Here is a 15,440-nt window from a genome sequence, read left to right on the forward strand (position 1 = left end):
TCAAACAATCGCCTTAAAGGTATTTAAAAGGTATTATCACATGGTATGTTACATGCGTACCTCTGACATGCAGGATTAAAAAATGAAAACGAAAGTCCAACTGTCATTCATGATGTTCGTTGAATGGTTTATCTGGGGCGCATGGTTTGTGCCGCTGTGGCTGTGGCTGAGTAAGAGCGGGTTTACCGCCGGGGAAATTGGCTGGTCGTATGCCTGTACCGCGATTGCCGCGATCCTCTCTCCTATCCTGGTCGGCTCGCTGACGGACCGTTTCTTCGCCGCCCAGAAAGTGCTGGCCGTGCTGATGTTCGCTGGCGCGATTCTGATGTATTTCGCAGCACAGCAAACCCAGTTCAGCACCTTCTTCCCGCTGCTGCTGGCCTACTCCCTGACCTATATGCCGACCATCGCGCTGACCAACAGCATCGCCTTCGCGAACGTCGATGACGTAGAGGCTGATTTCCCGCGCATCCGCGTGATGGGCACCATCGGCTGGATTGCCTCCGGCCTGGCGTGCGGCTTCCTGCCGCAGATGATGGGCTATAGCGACATCTCTGACACCAATATTCCGCTGCTGATGACCGCTGCCAGCTCCCTTCTGCTCGGCGTCTTCGCGCTGTTCCTGCCGAACACGCCACCAAAGAGTACCGGCAAGCTGGATTTCAAAGTGATGCTGGGGCTGGATGCGCTGATCCTGCTGCGCGATAAAAACTTTCTGGTGTTCTTCTTCTGCTCGTTCCTGTTCGCCATGCCGCTGGCCTTCTACTACATCTTTGCCAACGGCTATCTCACCGAAGTGGGAATGAAAAACGCCACCGGCTGGATGACCCTCGGCCAGTTCTCTGAAATCTTCTTCATGCTCGCTCTGCCGTTCTTTACCAAACGCTTTGGTATTAAGAAGGTCTTGCTGCTGGGCCTGATCACCGCCGCCATTCGCTACGGTTTCTTTGTTTACGGTGGCGCCGAGCAATACTTCACCTACGCCCTGCTGTTCCTCGGCATTCTGCTGCACGGCGTAAGCTATGACTTCTATTACGTCACCGCGTACATCTACGTGGATAAAAAAGCGCCCGTGCATATGCGCAACGCGGCGCAGGGCTTGATCACGCTGTGCTGTCAGGGCTTTGGTAGCCTGCTGGGTTACCGTCTCGGCGGCGTGATGATGGAAAAAATGTTCGCATATAAAGAGCCGGTGAATGGGCTGACCTTCAACTGGGCCGGAATGTGGACGTTTGGTGCAATCATGATTGTGGTGATTGCCGTGCTGTTTATGCTGTTTTTCCGCGAATCGGATAAAGAGATCACCGCAATTGAGGTGGTTGATGGCGATACCGCGCTGACACGAGGGGAAGTTAAATGAAACAAGACCGTATTCTCGGTGCTCTTTACGGGCAGGCGTTAGGGGATGCGATGGGAATGCCGTCGGAGCTGTGGCCGCGCAAGCGGGTGAAAGCGCACTTCGGCTGGATCGACCGTTTCTTACCCGGCCCGGCTGAGAATAATGCCGCCTGTTACTTTAAGCAGGCCGAATTTACGGATGATACGTCGATGGCGCTGTGCCTGGCCGATGCGATTATCGAATGCGAGGGGGAAATTAACCCTGACGTTATCGGTAAGCATATTCTGGACTGGGCGCTGGATTTTGACGCGTTCAATAAGAATGTGCTCGGCCCGACCTCCAAAATTGCCCTGAACGCCATCCGTGACGGCAAGCCGGTGAGCCAGCTGGAGAACAACGGCATCACCAACGGTGCGGCGATGCGCGCCTCCCCGCTGGGATGCCTGCTGCCGGCCACGCGTCTGGCGCACTTTGTGGAACAGGTTGCGTTAGCCTCCAGCCCGACCCATAAATCGGATCTCGCTATCGCCGGTGCGGTGGTGATCGCCTGGGCGGTTTCACGCGCTATCGACGGCGAGCGCTGGCAGAACATCGCCGATGCCCTGCCGGGTATTGCCCGTGCGGCACAGGAGGCGAACACGACCACCTTCAGCGCATCGCTTTCCGCTCGTATTGAGCTGGCCCTGAAAACCGTGCGCGAAGCCAACGGTACCGAGACCGCCAGCGAGCAGATCTATCAGCTTATTGGCGCGGGCACGAGCACCCTTGAGTCCGTTCCGGCGGCGATTGCGATGGTCGAACTCGCGGGTACCGATCCGAACCGCTGCGCGGTGTTATGCGCCAACCTGGGTGGTGATACTGACACTATCGGCGCGATGGCAACAGCCATCTGCGGCGCGCTGCACGGTGTACAGGCCATTGATCCGGCACTCAAAAACGAACTTGATGCCGTAAACCGGCTCGATTTCGGCCACTACTGTGAAAAACTGCTGCACTTCCGGGAGCACAGGGAGGGCGTATGAGTGCTTTTGCCCGCCGTCTCGAAACCCTTCACGCCACGCGTCCCGTAACGGTGCTCGGCGCGGCGGTCATCGACGTGATTGCCGACGCCTACGCTCTGCCCTGGCGCGGGTGTGATATCGAACTGAAGCAACAGGGAGTGAATATTGGCGGCTGCGCGCTGAATATCGCCATCGCCCTGAAGCGGCTCGGCATTGCTGCGCAAAACGCGCTTCCTGTCGGCCACGGCGTGTGGGCCGATATTATCCGTAACGCCATGGCGAAGCAGGATCTGCACAGCGCCGTGGAAGCGGAAACGGGCGATAACGGCTGGTGCCTGGCGCTGGTGGAGCCTGACGGTGAACGGACCTTTATGTCGTTCAGCGGCGTGGAGAATCAGTGGCAGCAGCGCTGGCTGGACGGGTTAAGCGTGCCGGCAGGGAGCCTGATCTCTTTGTCCGGCTACCAGCTGGCGTCCCCCAGCGGTGAGCTGCTGACGGCCTGGCTGGAAAGTCTTCAGGATGCGACGCTCTTTATCGATTTCGGTCCGCGCATCGCGGATATTCCCGACCCGCTGATGGCAAGGATTATGGCCTGCAAACCGATGGTCTCGCTTAATCGTCAGGAGGCGGAACTTGCCGCAGAATGGCTTGGCGTAAGCGTGGAAGAGCTCGGCACACGGTGGCAGCAGAGGTTTGGCGCTGCGCTGATCGTACGCCATGATAAAGACGGGGCGGTCTGGTATGACGGTGACGCTTCCGGACACGTTCCGGCGTTTCCTGCTACCGTGGTCGATACCATCGGCGCGGGTGACAGCCATGCGGGAGGTACCCTTGCCGGTCTGGCCGCGGGATGGTCACTGCCAGAGGCGGTGCAGCTTGGCAATGCCGTAGCCGCCTGGGTAGTCAGCCATCGCGGTGGCGACTGCGCCCCCACGCGCGAGGCCCTACTCCTCGCACACAAAGACGTATAGGTCGCTGCGGCAGTAGCTGATGCTGTACTCAATTGGCCGGTGCTGTTGATCGAGCGCGACTTGCTTGATCACCAGCACCGGTATCTTATCGTCCATCTTGATATGCGCCTGAAACTCGCTGTCCGGCATCCGGGCGCTGACGCGGGACCGGGTGCGCTGCGGAAAGATATTCTGGCTGCGGAAGTAATCATAAAGCGAGACGCCAATGTCGTCCGGGTTGGGAATTAATCCTACTGGTACCCAGGACTCCTCTATCGATACCGCATCGTCATCCACGTAGCGGATGCGCTTAAGCAGAAATACATCACTGTCCGGCGCAAGGGAAAGGTGGCGGGCGATCTCCTCCGGACATTTCACGACGCGTTTATTAACCCACAGCGTGTTGGGCGTTTTGCCCCGCAGCACCACCTGCTGAGAAAACCCGCGCGCCTCTTTTAGCGAATATTCAAAGATATTGTTGATTTGCGTACCGTATCCACGCGCGCGGGTGACGACGCCAGCCTCTTCCAGCGCCTGCATCGCTTTACGCACCGTAATGCGCGACACACCGGCAAGCTGGCTCAGATCGCGCTCGCCAGGCAAAATATTACCGTGCGCGAGCACGCCGCTGCGTACCGCGTTTTTAACCGTTTCGGCAAATTTCAGATACAGCGGCGTGTTGTCCGGTGCGGCAATTCGTTCCTTGAGTTGAGCAATTAACCGGGTATGCGCTTGTTCCATCTCTGTTTTTCTCTGGCATAAGGTTTTATGCCAGTATACGGCTTACCACCATGCATGAAAATGGTGAACCGGCCCAATACCGTGACCCACTTCCAGAGAATCGGCTTTTGCCAGCGCGTCCGAGAGCCAGATCTTCGCCTCCTGTACCGTATCCGCCCAGTTCGCGTTTCGGGGACGCAGCGCCGCCAGCGCCGCCGAGAGCGTACAGCCCGTGCCGTGGGTGTTTTTGGTCTGTACGCGCGGGGCGGTGAAACGTTGCGCGCCATCGTGGGTGAAGAGCCAGTCCGGGCTTTCTGCATCATCGAGATGACCGCCTTTCATCAGTACCGCGCGACACCCCATCGCCAGCAGCGCATTGCCCTGCTCTTTCATTTCACGTTCGTTTTGCGCGTGTGGCGCATCCAGCAGCGCGGCGGCCTCAGGCAGGTTTGGCGTGATCAGCGCCACCTGCGGCAGCAGCTTTTTACGCAGGGTGTCGACGGCCGAGGCGGAGAGCAGCGGATCGCCGCTTTTGGCCAGCATCACGGTATCGAGCACCACGTTTTTTATCTGATAACGTTTGAGACGTTCCGCGACCGCTTCAACAATGTCCGCCTCTGCGAGCATGCCAATTTTGGTGGTGTCGATACGTACATCGCTGAATACCGAATCCAGCTGTGCGGCGACAAAATCCGGCTCAATGCGATACACCGACTGTACACCGCGCGTGTTTTGCGCCACCAGCGCGGTGATAACCGAACATCCGTAAGCGCCGAGCGCAGAGAAGGTTTTCAGGTCTGCCTGGATCCCCGCTCCGCCGCTGGGATCGGTTCCCGCAATAGTCAGGGCATTTATGCGTGTCATACCTGTTCCTCCAGCGCGTAAAGCGCGTCCAGAAACGCGGAGGAAAAGCTGCCGGGCCCCCGGCTTTGAGTCAGGGCAACTGACCCTGCGCGCTTCATAAAGCCGCAGGCAGCCGTCGCGTTATCAAGCCTGTCGCCAGGCAGCGAGCAGCAGGCGGCGACGACCGCCGAGAGCGCACAGCCAGTTCCTACCACGCGGGTCATCAGCAGGTCGCCGCCCGCGACCGTACGGGTTCGCTGACCATCAGTGATGTGATCCACTTCTCCTGTGACGACCACAACGGCATGGGTCTGACGGGCGAGCGTCTGCGCAGCGGTCAACGCGCTCGCTGCCGTATCGGTGGAATCAACCCCCCGCCCGCCCGCACTCATTCCGGCAAGGGCGAGGATTTCGGAGGCGTTTCCACGAATGGCCGCAGGTTTAAGGGATAATATTTGCTGGCAAAAACGGGTGCGGAACGCCAGCGCGCCAACCGCAACCGGATCCAGAACCCAGGGTGTGCCCGCGGCTACAGCGCTCTCAATAGCCCGACGCATCGACTGGGCGCGCGGTGCGGTGAGTGTACCCACGTTGATGAGCAGAGCATCGGCAAGCGCGGCAAACTGTTCCGCTTCCTCGGCTTCGATCACCATTGCCGGGGAAGCGCCCAGCGCGAGCAGCACGTTGGCGGTGAAGGTCTGCACGACATCGTTGGTCATACAGTGCGTGAGCGGGGAACGGGTTCGGAATTGATGTAAAACGTGTGAGTCGAGCAGGTCAGGCTGCATGGTTTCGCTCCTGCCGTGCGTGAAGAAGCGATGACCGGGTAGGCATCTGACTTCCCTACGCTGGCATTATCCAGATCAGGTAATACGGGTATTTCTCAGCCTTCACAAAGAAGGGCACCCCGAGTCAAATTACTTATAAAACAGTTACTTACAAAATGGCGTTTCGTAGTCATGTAGTGTAACCGGGGGGTAACCCGGGTGCAAGGAGTTTTGGGCTGTCCGTTAACCCCCTGTAACGAACAATAAACGACAAGATATTAACTACGCTCAATATGTATACATTATTGTTCAGTTAATTATCCCGCCATATTTGTTAAGAACTCATTAAATATAATATTCACTTTCTGTGCTGAGAAATTTTATTTTTATCCATAATGACTCACCGGGAGTGATTTTATAAGACAGCCCACCTGCTTTCGTATGAAATAAACTCAGGCATCAATGTAAACATTTATTTTGCAGAAATTTATTTCTGTCAATTACTTAATCTGACCCTCTCATTTTCCTCGTCATTTTCACTTTAATGTTTACATTAATAACAACCGCAAAATGACTTTTACGCCCTCGGAACTATTCATAGTATTTATGACTTAGATCAACATCATTGGTTTGCGTTTAATTGATAGTTCACTCTCGTTACTAAATAAGATTTAGATAATCTTCAACCGTTTTTTAAATCCAAAAAATAAAGCTGTTCAGCTTCAGTATTTTCGATAATTAATGATGTGAGCTTTTTAAATGAAATCTATGAATAAAAACTTTACTGCTATTTTTGTAATGGGCATTGTCTTAGCGGGTACAATGAGCCAGGCTGAAGCCGCGAATACGGTTTGGGACGATCAGCAAATCACTAATATTGTAAATGACCATCAAGATCAAATTACACAAAACAACGCTGATAGTATTAACCGTGATAGCGCAACGGATAACCGCTTAACGCAGGTTAACGACGACCTTCAGTCCACAAAACTGGGCGTGTTAGTCGTGGATAAAATGGCTAACGACGCACATCAGAAAGCGTTGCTTGCTGGCGCACTTGCCGATACCGCCAGTCTGAAAAGTGAGACGGCCTTACAGGGTGTGGCGACTAACGGCACAGCCATTATCAACCTTCAACACGTCGATAATATTCAGGATAGCCGCCTTACTGCTCTCGAAAATGCACCTAAACCCATCAACGGTGCAGATGGAGCGAAAGGTGATAAAGGGGATACCGGTGCGACTGGCGCAAAGGGTGATAAAGGGGATACCGGCGCAAAGGGCGATAAAGGGGATACCGGTGTAACTGGCGCGAAGGGTGAAAAAGGCGATGCTGGCGCGACAGGTATGAAAGGTGATAAGGGTGATACTGGCGCACAAGGCATTGCGGGAAGAAACGGTCGCGACGGTGCAGACGGTCATAACGGTAAAGATGGTGTGACAACCACCGTGACACAACGACAGCTGGATACAGCTACCCAGGCGAAGGTCGCTAAAAATAGCCTGGCTGTTACTGCCGCCACGCAGGATCTGCAAGCCACCAGGCAGTCATTACAGGCAATGAATACTAACACCAGCCAGCAATTTAAATCTCTGCGTGATGAAGTGGACAATAATAAGAAGCAGGCTAATGCCGGTATTTCAGGGGCGATGGCGATGGCGGGTTTGCCACAAGTGCAAACCAATCAGCGCGTCATGTTCTCTGCTGGTGGTGCGACTTACAACGGTGAGAGCGCGCTTGCTGTCGGTGCGTCCGTTAACTTTAATTCCCATGTCATCGCGAAAGTGAGCTTCTCAGATGACACTGCGAATAATATGGGCGCTTCGGTTGGGATTGGTATGGGCTTTTAAAGCGTAAAACAATCGTCGGGACAAGTATAAAGCCTCATTTTGCGGATGAGCATTTCGTTGATACAAAAAGATGTCTAAATATATTTTTATTTCGGTAGCCCTGTACCTAATGCTGATTTCGTTCGGGATCTGGATCGGCGTGATGTATGTCTCCTGGTATTTGTGTCGTTTTTAAGGCAATAAAATGAAAAAATTAATGATGTTAGTCATAAGTGGTACCGTGCTTGCAGGTTGTGTCTCGCCTGCGCACGCCATAAACGCCCATTATCGCGCTCAATTAGAGCGTTCGGGATGCACGCAAATTAGCGCTGGCAATGGCTCTTGCGATGTCAGCAAAACCAAAGCGGAAAACACGGCACAACACGAACCAACGGCATCCGTTCACGATCCCCTGCGTGAAGCCTCGTTCTCGTCGGATACGGTTAACGCCACGCTTTCTAACGGCTTTTTTAGCGCTACCGTGAACGGCAAAAAAGCCAGCGTTAAACGTCTGAATGCGAATTTCTATGAGATCCATGGTAACGGTTTTGTGATATCGATAAGCCTGGATGAAAACGGTATTACGGACGCGTCATGGAATAAAACGAAGGGACGCGAACACGGCGTTTTACGCGTTAGTCAGAAATAAACAGCGTAAGGAGGCTCTCTGCCTCCTTTTCGCCTGCCAATCGCACGATTTGTCACACTCTTTTGTCTGATTTTACAATGCTGACAAATCATACGTAAGCTGCTGTTTTTATTTAGCATGAAGTGCAATCTTCCCCATACAAACGGCGTTCTTCCCTGCCCTGCGCCCTGTGTCACAAAACAGTAAACAAATTAACCATTGAGCCCGGTGACAAAAGGCTCTATATTGGCGGCGTTTTTTTCAGGCCCCATCTGTTTTTTAACTTTTTATTCAATCGTGGCTCATAACGAAGCGGCGGTTGTAGGAGTGATATGATGACGGATAAAGTCCGTATTGACACCGTAGATGCCCACAAAAGCAACGAAACCTATCTGGCCCGTCAGGCCGAATTTGAATCTAACGTCAGGAGTTATCCGCGCAAACTGCCTTTAGCGATCACAAAAGCAGAAGGCGTGTGGATCACCGATGCAGATAATAAAGAATACCTTGACTGTTTAGCAGGCGCAGGCACCCTCGCGCTTGGACACAATCATCCTGATGTGCTGAAAAGCATCCAAAATGTCATTACCAGCGGCTTGCCGTTACATACCCTGGATCTGACCACGCCGCTGAAAGACGCGTTTTCAGAATACCTTCTCTCTCTGTTGCCTGGTCAGGGCAAAGAGTACTGCCTGCAATTCACTGGCCCGTCCGGGGCTGACGCCGTTGAAGCGGCGCTGAAGCTGGCGAAAAAAGTGACCGGTCGTAGCGGTATCATCAGTTTCTCTGGTGGTTACCACGGTATGACCCACGGCGCACTGTCCGTCACCGGCAACCTGTCTCCTAAAGAAGCGGTTGACGGTATGATGCCAGAAGTCCAGTTCATGCCTTACCCACACGAGTACCGTTGCCCACTGGGTATCGGTGGTGAAGCGGGCGTGAAGGCGCTGACCTACTACTTCGAAAATCTGATTAACGACGTTGAAAGCGGCGTGCGTAAACCTGCCGCGGTGATCCTCGAAGCCGTTCAGGGTGAAGGTGGCGTGAACCCGGCACCTGTTGAGTGGTTGCAGCGCATCCGTAAAGTCACTCAGGAACACGGTATCCTGCTGATCCTCGACGAAGTCCAGGCTGGCTTTGCCCGTACCGGTAAATTCTTTGCCTTCGAACACGCAGGTATCGAGCCAGACATCATCGTGATGTCTAAAGCAGTCGGTGGCGGTCTGCCGCTGGCCGTGCTCGGTATCAAAAAGCAGTTCGATGCATGGGCGCCAGGCCACCATACCGGTACCTTCCGCGGCAACCAGCTGGCGATGGCAACCGGTCTGACGACGCTGAAGATCCTGAAAGACCAGAATATCGCGAGCAAAGTGGCCGCACAGGGCGAATGGCTGAAAGGCCAGCTGAAAGAGATGGCGAAACGCTATCCGGTTATCGGTCACGTTCGCGGTCTGGGCATGATGATCGGTATTGAGATCGTTAAGCCGCACGAAGCCGCTGACCACATGGGTTGCTTCCCGGGCGACGGCGAGCTGTCTGCACTGATTCAGAAGAAGTGCTTCGAAGCAGGCTTGATTCTGGAGCGTGGCGGCCGTAACGGTATCGTTCTGCGTCTGCTGCCTTCTCTGCTGATCAGCGATGACGAGCTGAAAGTCTTCCTGGATAAATTCGAGCAGGCACTGCTTGCTGCGGGCGTTAGCCCGGCGTAACCGGAGTTATTGATTACGATGTCTGATTCAAACCCAATTTTGTTCTCCTCTGCGCAGAGCATTGAAGCTTACCAGCAGGCGATTGAACAAAGCACTCAGGCTGTGATGCAGTGGCTTAAACAGCCTGAGATGTACCAGGGCAAAACGGTCGCGGAGCTGCGCGACCGTATTAAGCTGGATTTCAACCCGAAAGGGCTGGGCAACGAAGCGGCGATTGAACGCGCCGTGGAGTTCTTCCTGAAAGACAGCTTGTCCGTTCATCACCCGCAGTGCGTGGCGCATCTACACTGCCCAAGCCTGGTGGTTAGCCAGGCGGCGGAAGTACTGATTAACGCCACCAACCAGAGTATGGACTCCTGGGATCAAAGCCCGTCCGCAACCATCATTGAGATCAAACTGATCGAGTGGCTGCGTACCCGCGTGGGTTATCAGGCTGGCGACGCAGGCGTTTTCACCAGCGGCGGTACCCAGAGTAACCTGATGGGGCTGATGCTGGCGCGTGACGCGTTCTTTGCGCGTCAGGGCCATTCTGTTCAGCAGGACGGTCTGACAGGCGATCTGCGTAAGATCCGCGTTCTGTGCTCGGAAAACGCACACTTCTCCGTGCAGAAAAACATGGCGCTGATGGGTCTGGGCTACCAGTCCGTGGTGCAGGTGAAAACGGACGAATTCTCCCGCATGGATCTCACCGATCTGGCGGCGAAAATCGAACAGTGCAACGCGAACGGCGAGCAGATCCTGGCGATTGTGGCCACGGCCGGTACGACCGATGCGGGTGCTATCGATCCGCTGCGTGCTATTGCTGAGCTGGCTGCGAAACAGAATATCTGGGTGCACGTTGATGCGGCCTGGGGCGGCGCGCTGCTGATGTCTGAGCAGTATCGTCACTACCTGGACGGTATCGAGCTGGTGGATTCTGTCACCCTGGACTTCCACAAGCAGTTCTTCCAGACCATCAGCTGCGGTGCGTTCCTGCTGAAAGAAGCGCGTCACTATGAGCTGATGCGCTATCAGGCGGCCTATCTGAACTCTGAGTTCGATGAAGAAGCAGGTGTACCTAACCTGGTCTCCAAATCTCTGCAAACCACGCGCCGTTTCGACGCGCTGAAACTGTGGATGAGCCTGGAAGCGCTGGGTCAGGAGCAATACGCGGCAATCATCGATCACGGCGTGACGCTGGCACAGCAGGTTGCGGCTTACGTGAAAGAGCAGTCTGCTCTGGAACTGGTGATGCAACCCCAGCTGGCAAGCGTGCTGTTCCGCTTCCGTCCGCAGGCGCAAATGGATGACGCCGGTATTGCCCTGCTGAACCAGAAAATTGGCGATGCGCTGCTGGAGTCTGGCCGTGCAAACGTCGGTGTGACCGAGCATAACGGTATCACCTGCCTGAAGCTGACCCTGCTGAACCCAACCGTGACGCTGGAGGACGTAAAAATCCTGCTGTCTCTGGTTGAGCGTACCGCGCAGGAAGTGATGGCGAAGTAATGCTTATCCCTCTCCCACCCGGGAGAGGGATTGTTTTTCCCGCGCTAACGCCTGTCTCCTTTTTTCCTCGAAGCATAACCGTAGTCACACTGGCTGTACCCCGAGCTGTAAAACAGCGCTGCGGATTTAACAATATCGTTGAGGATTGTGCCGCTGACCTTCACACCAACATGCTGGAGACGTTTAACAGTATTCTCCATCTCTTTCACGCTGGTTTTATCGAAACGGGCAACCATTAGCGTTGTTCCGGCTGCTCTGGCGACCAGCGAGGCATCGGTGACGGCCAGGACTGGCGGTGTATCGATGATGACAATGTCATATTGCTCGTTAACCCAGGACATGATGTCAAGGAAGCGTTCGCTTAACAGCAATTCTAACGGGCGCAGGGGTTCCGGGCCGCAGGTGATGACGTCAATTCCCGCTTTTTCAGCATGCTGAATGACCTCCGTAAAGTCGCATTTCCCTTCGAGCAGGCAGGACAATCCGTAGCGGTTCTCCAGGCCAAAAATATTATGAACATAGCCCTGGCGCATATCCGCATCAATAAACAGCACCCGCTGACCGCTCTGCCCGGCGACGGCCGCCAGATTCGTCGCCACCAGCGTTTTTCCGCAGTCCTGAGTGGGGCCAGAAATCATCACAATGCGGTTCTCAGCCTCCATCATGGCGAAATACAGACTGGTTCGCAGCCCGCGTACCGCTTCAACAAACATATCAGCAGGGCGATCGACGGGCAGGAAAGGCACATCCGAGGTTTTGTGTTTCCAGCGACGAGAGAACGGATTTTTTCTGCGCAAATGCGTTTTACTCCACAGCCACTGGGAACGTGGCAACGTAGCCAGAACCGGCAGCCCCTGCGCTTCCAGCTGCTCGGAAAGCGTGATCCCACGTTTGAACGCCTGGCGTACCAGCACGGTCCCCATTGCGAGCATTAGGCCGAACAGCGCGCCAAGAATGATGATTAACGCTTTTCGCGGCTTTATCGGATCCGGGTGCGTAACCGCCTCATCAATGATCCTCACGTTCCCGACAGCGCTGGAGCGGGAAATATTCAGCTCCTGCTGACGCGTCAATAGCTGTAAATAAATGGTGCGGCCCGACTCAACATCGCGGCTCAGGCGTAAAATCTCCTGCTGCGTGGAGGGCATAGCTGACACACGGTTATTCAGGCGATCCCGTTCCCGCTCAAGGGTCTGTCTCTTTTCATGCAATGCACGATAGGTAGGGTGACTCTTTTTAAAGAGCTGGGAGATCTCTGCCTCCCGGAACGTCAGCTCATTTAGCTGGTTCTCAACGTTCACTACCTGATCCAGTACGGATTTTGCCTCTAAAGACAGATCCACCGAGTCACGCTGCGCCCGATAAGCATTCAGCCGTGCTTCAGCCTGATCCAGATCCGCTCTGATTTTCGGCAACTGCTCTTGTAAAAAATCCAGACTACGAGAATCCTGAGCCTCCTGGCGCGCGATATTTTGCTGAAGATAATTGTCAGCAATCGCATTCAGCACCCGGGCGATGTTGTCAGGATCTTCACCCGTCAGGGTTAAGGTCACGATACCACTCTGTTTCTCCGACTCCGCAACCGTGAGGCTCTTCTTCAGGGCGTTGATCGTCTCCAGCCGCGTCAACGATTTAAGCGAAAATTGCGTGCCTGGCGTCGCCTCAATCGACGTCACCAGCAGAACGATCCCTTGCGTGACCAGCGTTTTCCCAACCCGACCGTCTGCCTCAATGTTTTCGCCCGTCAGGTGATATTTTCCCGCTTCCTGTACGGTCAGCGTGAGCTCTTGCGCTTTGCCTTCCACCTGCGGGATCTGGAGTTCGCCTAACGTGATCTTACCCTGCCCACGCCCTTGCAGACGCTGCCAGAGACGCCCCACCACAGGCAAAACGCGCTGCTTTGCCTGCTGCGTCAGACCTAATTTGTCGACGGTCTCGCCGAGGATCATGCGTGATTTCAGCAGTAAAATTTCAGGGGCAACATCCGGCGAAACATCGGTGCCCAGCTGACTCAACCCTTTAAGCAGACTGTTATCCTGTTTGCTTTCTATTTGCACCATGGCATCCGCCTGATAAACAGGGGGCGTAACCCAGGCATAGAGACCGGCGCATAGGGTGAACAGGAATGTCACGCACAGAATCATCGTGCGGTGGTCGATCATCTCGACGAGCAAACGAACGAGATCGACTTCATGTTGTTGGGGTGCCGCTGCACCATAATTGTCTGTTGTGTAAGACGACATTAATGCTTCATTCCTTTCTGACCTAAACGACGTGCCCATTCCTGGCTGGCTTTACCCAATAGCCCGAACACATATTCAAACGCTTCCCGGCTTTTACGGTAGGGATCGGGGATATCCTGCGGCTCCAGCCATTGCCCAAAAAGCAGCGACTTTCCCCTGCTCTCCGGCGCCATGGCCGCAATGAAGCGAAGATGTTCCGGCTCCATCACCAGGATAAGATCGGCTCCCTGCATCAGATTGCGTGTCAGCCGGCGCGCCACATGACCGTCGAGGGAGATCCCATGCCGCCAGGCGACGTCCTGGGCGCTGTCATCCGCCGGGCACCCCTCAAGCCCGTATATCCCCGCCGAGGCGATATGTCTGTCGGGCAGGTGCTGGCGTAAAAGCCGCTCCCCAATCGGAGAACGGCAGACATTTCCGGTGCAAACCACGAGTATTGATTTGAACATTATTGCGGCCACGATCTGATGTAACGAACCGTTTCGGTAAGGTCATGCACCCCGCTGATGGTCGGAACAAGCTGTGATATCACGCGATTCCAGCGGGACAGTGGTGCAGTGGTGACATAGACAATGTCATAAGGCTCAAGCTGAAACTCGGTGCCTAACACCATGGCTGATGCGTCCTGAGCATTGAGCTGGTAGATGTTGGCAATTTTCTCTGAACGCTCGCTTTTCGGCAGCGAACGAATGACAAAAATTCCGGTGGCATCGGCCATATTCTGGTTCAGCCCACCCGCATTGCCCAGCGCTTCGGCCAGGGTCATGCCGCTGCGATCCATTTTCAGCGTGCTCTGTTTAACGACCTCGCCCATGACGAACACTTTCAGCGCATCGTTACGGGGGACAAACAGAATATCGCCGGGATAGAGCAGCTTATTTTGGGTGAGATCGCCATGCTGCATCAGCGCATATAGCGAGAGGCGCATATCCTTCCCATTATGCGTCAGCACGACATTGCGCCAGTCCGCGTCGGCAGAGAGCCCCCCTGCGGCGTTCACGGCATCCATTACCGTTAACGGGATATTGGTGATAGCCTGCTGCCCCGACTTCACCACCTCGCCCGTCACATAGGCTTTTTGCGAGCGGAAAGAGGCGACGCTGACGTCCACCTGCGGACTTTCAATGACATTGTTCAGCCGGGCCGTGATCTCCTCGCGTACCCGTGCGACCGTTTTGCCTGCCACCTGCAATTTACCGACATAAGGATAGAAAAGCGTACCGTCGGCATTAACCCAGTTACCGGTGTCACTGGCGCTGCGATACTGCCCTGCCGGGGTTGTCAGTTCAGGGTGATCCCAGACGGTGACAGTCAAAATATCCCCAACGCCGATACGGTATTCCCAGTTTTTGACCTGTTCATCCAGCTTAGGATTTGCCTGAGATTTCAGGGCCGATGGTCGCAATTTTTCAATTAACGAAGGCGTAAGAGGATAAACATCAATCCGCTTCTCCAGACGATCGTTTGCATTTTCTGTGGCCATCACCTGTTTTCCAGCAAGATCCAGATGCTGACCCGGTGAAAATACGCAGCCAGATAATGGCGTAATAATTAAAAACAATATCGAAAAGACTGTTGTGTTTTTCATTGAGTAAAAATATCTTTTTATAGTATTGATTATCGAATACGTGCCGAAATGATGCTTTCCATTCTAAAACAACCCCTTACCGCTAAATTAATTAACAGTGATGGCAGTAATATTTAAAAAACCACAGCATTCCTGCGGCCTGGCTTTTACAGCCATGCATCGTCTGACTTACGGATTAGGAATGAGGGTTTCGGGCAATCTTAAATGTTCTATTCGTTTAATGCATGCCTGGATCTTTGTAAATTTGCTTTGAAAAAGTTTTTTCAGAATTAATTAATAAACCCATAATTATGTTATCTGCGTAAGCCAATATTTATTCATCGAAGAAATAATTAAT

Annotated in this window: 13 protein-coding genes and 1 riboswitch; of the genes, 7 read left to right on the plus strand and 6 right to left on the minus strand. The window is 54.1% G+C overall.

Translation table 11 applies throughout. The features are described 5' to 3' along the window. Positions 1-82 precede the first annotated feature (82 nt). The 3 genes from ACOTX4_RS07270 to ACOTX4_RS07280 are packed head-to-tail and all read left to right on the plus strand — an operon-like array spanning position 83 to position 3,311. Complete coding sequence (locus ACOTX4_RS07270) at positions 83-1,360, plus strand: nucleoside permease (RefSeq protein ID WP_003859236.1); 1,278 nt, start codon at positions 83-85, stop codon at positions 1,358-1,360. After that, positions 1,357-2,361 carry an ADP-ribosylglycohydrolase family protein gene (locus tag ACOTX4_RS07275; RefSeq protein ID WP_063937730.1) on the plus strand — a complete coding sequence of 335 codons (1,005 nt, stop codon included), beginning with the start codon at positions 1,357-1,359 and terminating at the stop codon, positions 2,359-2,361. The genes ACOTX4_RS07270 and ACOTX4_RS07275 overlap by 4 nt, the downstream gene beginning before the upstream one ends. Next, positions 2,358-3,311 (plus strand): PfkB family carbohydrate kinase, encoded by a 954-nt coding sequence (locus ACOTX4_RS07280; RefSeq protein ID WP_003859240.1) that lies wholly within the window; start codon positions 2,358-2,360, stop codon positions 3,309-3,311. The genes ACOTX4_RS07275 and ACOTX4_RS07280 overlap by 4 nt, the downstream gene beginning before the upstream one ends. Here ACOTX4_RS07280 and ACOTX4_RS07285 read toward each other — a convergent pair. The 3 genes from ACOTX4_RS07285 to thiM are packed head-to-tail and all read right to left on the minus strand — an operon-like array spanning position 3,285 to position 5,641. Continuing rightward, positions 3,285-4,031 (minus strand): GntR family transcriptional regulator, encoded by a 747-nt coding sequence (locus ACOTX4_RS07285; protein ID WP_003859242.1) that lies wholly within the window; start codon positions 4,029-4,031, stop codon positions 3,285-3,287. The two genes, ACOTX4_RS07280 and ACOTX4_RS07285, sit on opposite strands and share 27 nt — an antisense overlap. 42 nt (positions 4,032-4,073) lie before the next feature. Continuing rightward, complete coding sequence (gene thiD, locus ACOTX4_RS07290; RefSeq protein ID WP_003859244.1) at positions 4,074-4,874, minus strand: bifunctional hydroxymethylpyrimidine kinase/phosphomethylpyrimidine kinase; 801 nt, start codon at positions 4,872-4,874, stop codon at positions 4,074-4,076. After that, a complete protein-coding gene (gene thiM / locus ACOTX4_RS07295; protein WP_032609682.1) occupies positions 4,871-5,641 on the minus strand; it encodes a hydroxyethylthiazole kinase in 771 nt (256 codons plus the stop codon). Before thiM ends, thiD begins: the two co-directional genes overlap by 4 nt. A 35-nt stretch (positions 5,642-5,676) precedes the next feature. After that, a riboswitch (TPP riboswitch) is annotated at positions 5,677-5,773 on the minus strand. 615 nt (positions 5,774-6,388) lie between these two features. Between thiM and ACOTX4_RS07300 the strand changes: the two genes are divergently transcribed. From ACOTX4_RS07300 to ACOTX4_RS07315, 4 genes are all read left to right on the plus strand, one after another. Beyond that, positions 6,389-7,471 (plus strand): YadA-like family protein, encoded by a 1,083-nt coding sequence (locus tag ACOTX4_RS07300; protein ID WP_071957448.1) that lies wholly within the window; start codon positions 6,389-6,391, stop codon positions 7,469-7,471. 184 nt (positions 7,472-7,655) lie between these two features. Beyond that, positions 7,656-8,099, plus strand: coding sequence for a hypothetical protein (locus ACOTX4_RS07305; RefSeq protein ID WP_032609683.1), 444 nt, complete (start codon positions 7,656-7,658; stop codon positions 8,097-8,099). 311 nt (positions 8,100-8,410) lie between these two features. Further along, the gene (locus ACOTX4_RS07310) at positions 8,411-9,787 is read left to right on the plus strand and encodes a diaminobutyrate--2-oxoglutarate transaminase (protein ID WP_003859250.1); all 1,377 of its coding nucleotides are present in this window, start codon (positions 8,411-8,413) and stop codon (positions 9,785-9,787) included. Positions 9,788-9,805: 18 nt separating this feature from the next. After that, the gene (locus ACOTX4_RS07315) at positions 9,806-11,272 is read left to right on the plus strand and encodes a pyridoxal phosphate-dependent decarboxylase family protein (RefSeq protein WP_023304100.1); all 1,467 of its coding nucleotides are present in this window, start codon (positions 9,806-9,808) and stop codon (positions 11,270-11,272) included. Between the two features lie 44 nt (positions 11,273-11,316). Here ACOTX4_RS07315 and ACOTX4_RS07320 read toward each other — a convergent pair whose 3' ends face one another. The 3 genes from ACOTX4_RS07320 to ACOTX4_RS07330 are packed head-to-tail and all read right to left on the minus strand — an operon-like array spanning position 11,317 to position 15,103. Continuing rightward, on the minus strand, positions 11,317-13,515 hold the full coding sequence (locus ACOTX4_RS07320; protein WP_023324956.1) for a polysaccharide biosynthesis tyrosine autokinase: 2,199 nt from the start codon (positions 13,513-13,515) through the stop codon (positions 11,317-11,319). Continuing rightward, the gene (locus ACOTX4_RS07325) at positions 13,515-13,964 is read right to left on the minus strand and encodes a protein-tyrosine-phosphatase (protein WP_045331182.1); all 450 of its coding nucleotides are present in this window, start codon (positions 13,962-13,964) and stop codon (positions 13,515-13,517) included. The genes ACOTX4_RS07320 and ACOTX4_RS07325 overlap by 1 nt, the downstream gene beginning before the upstream one ends. Further along, the gene (locus tag ACOTX4_RS07330; protein WP_045331179.1) at positions 13,964-15,103 is read right to left on the minus strand and encodes a polysaccharide export protein; all 1,140 of its coding nucleotides are present in this window, start codon (positions 15,101-15,103) and stop codon (positions 13,964-13,966) included. Before ACOTX4_RS07330 ends, ACOTX4_RS07325 begins: the two co-directional genes overlap by 1 nt. Positions 15,104-15,440 lie beyond the last annotated feature (337 nt).

Origin of the sequence: Enterobacter cloacae complex sp. IR5459 (assembly GCF_049238005.1) — a bacterium.
GTDB classification, from domain to species: Bacteria; Pseudomonadota; Gammaproteobacteria; order Enterobacterales; family Enterobacteriaceae; genus Enterobacter; species Enterobacter hormaechei_C.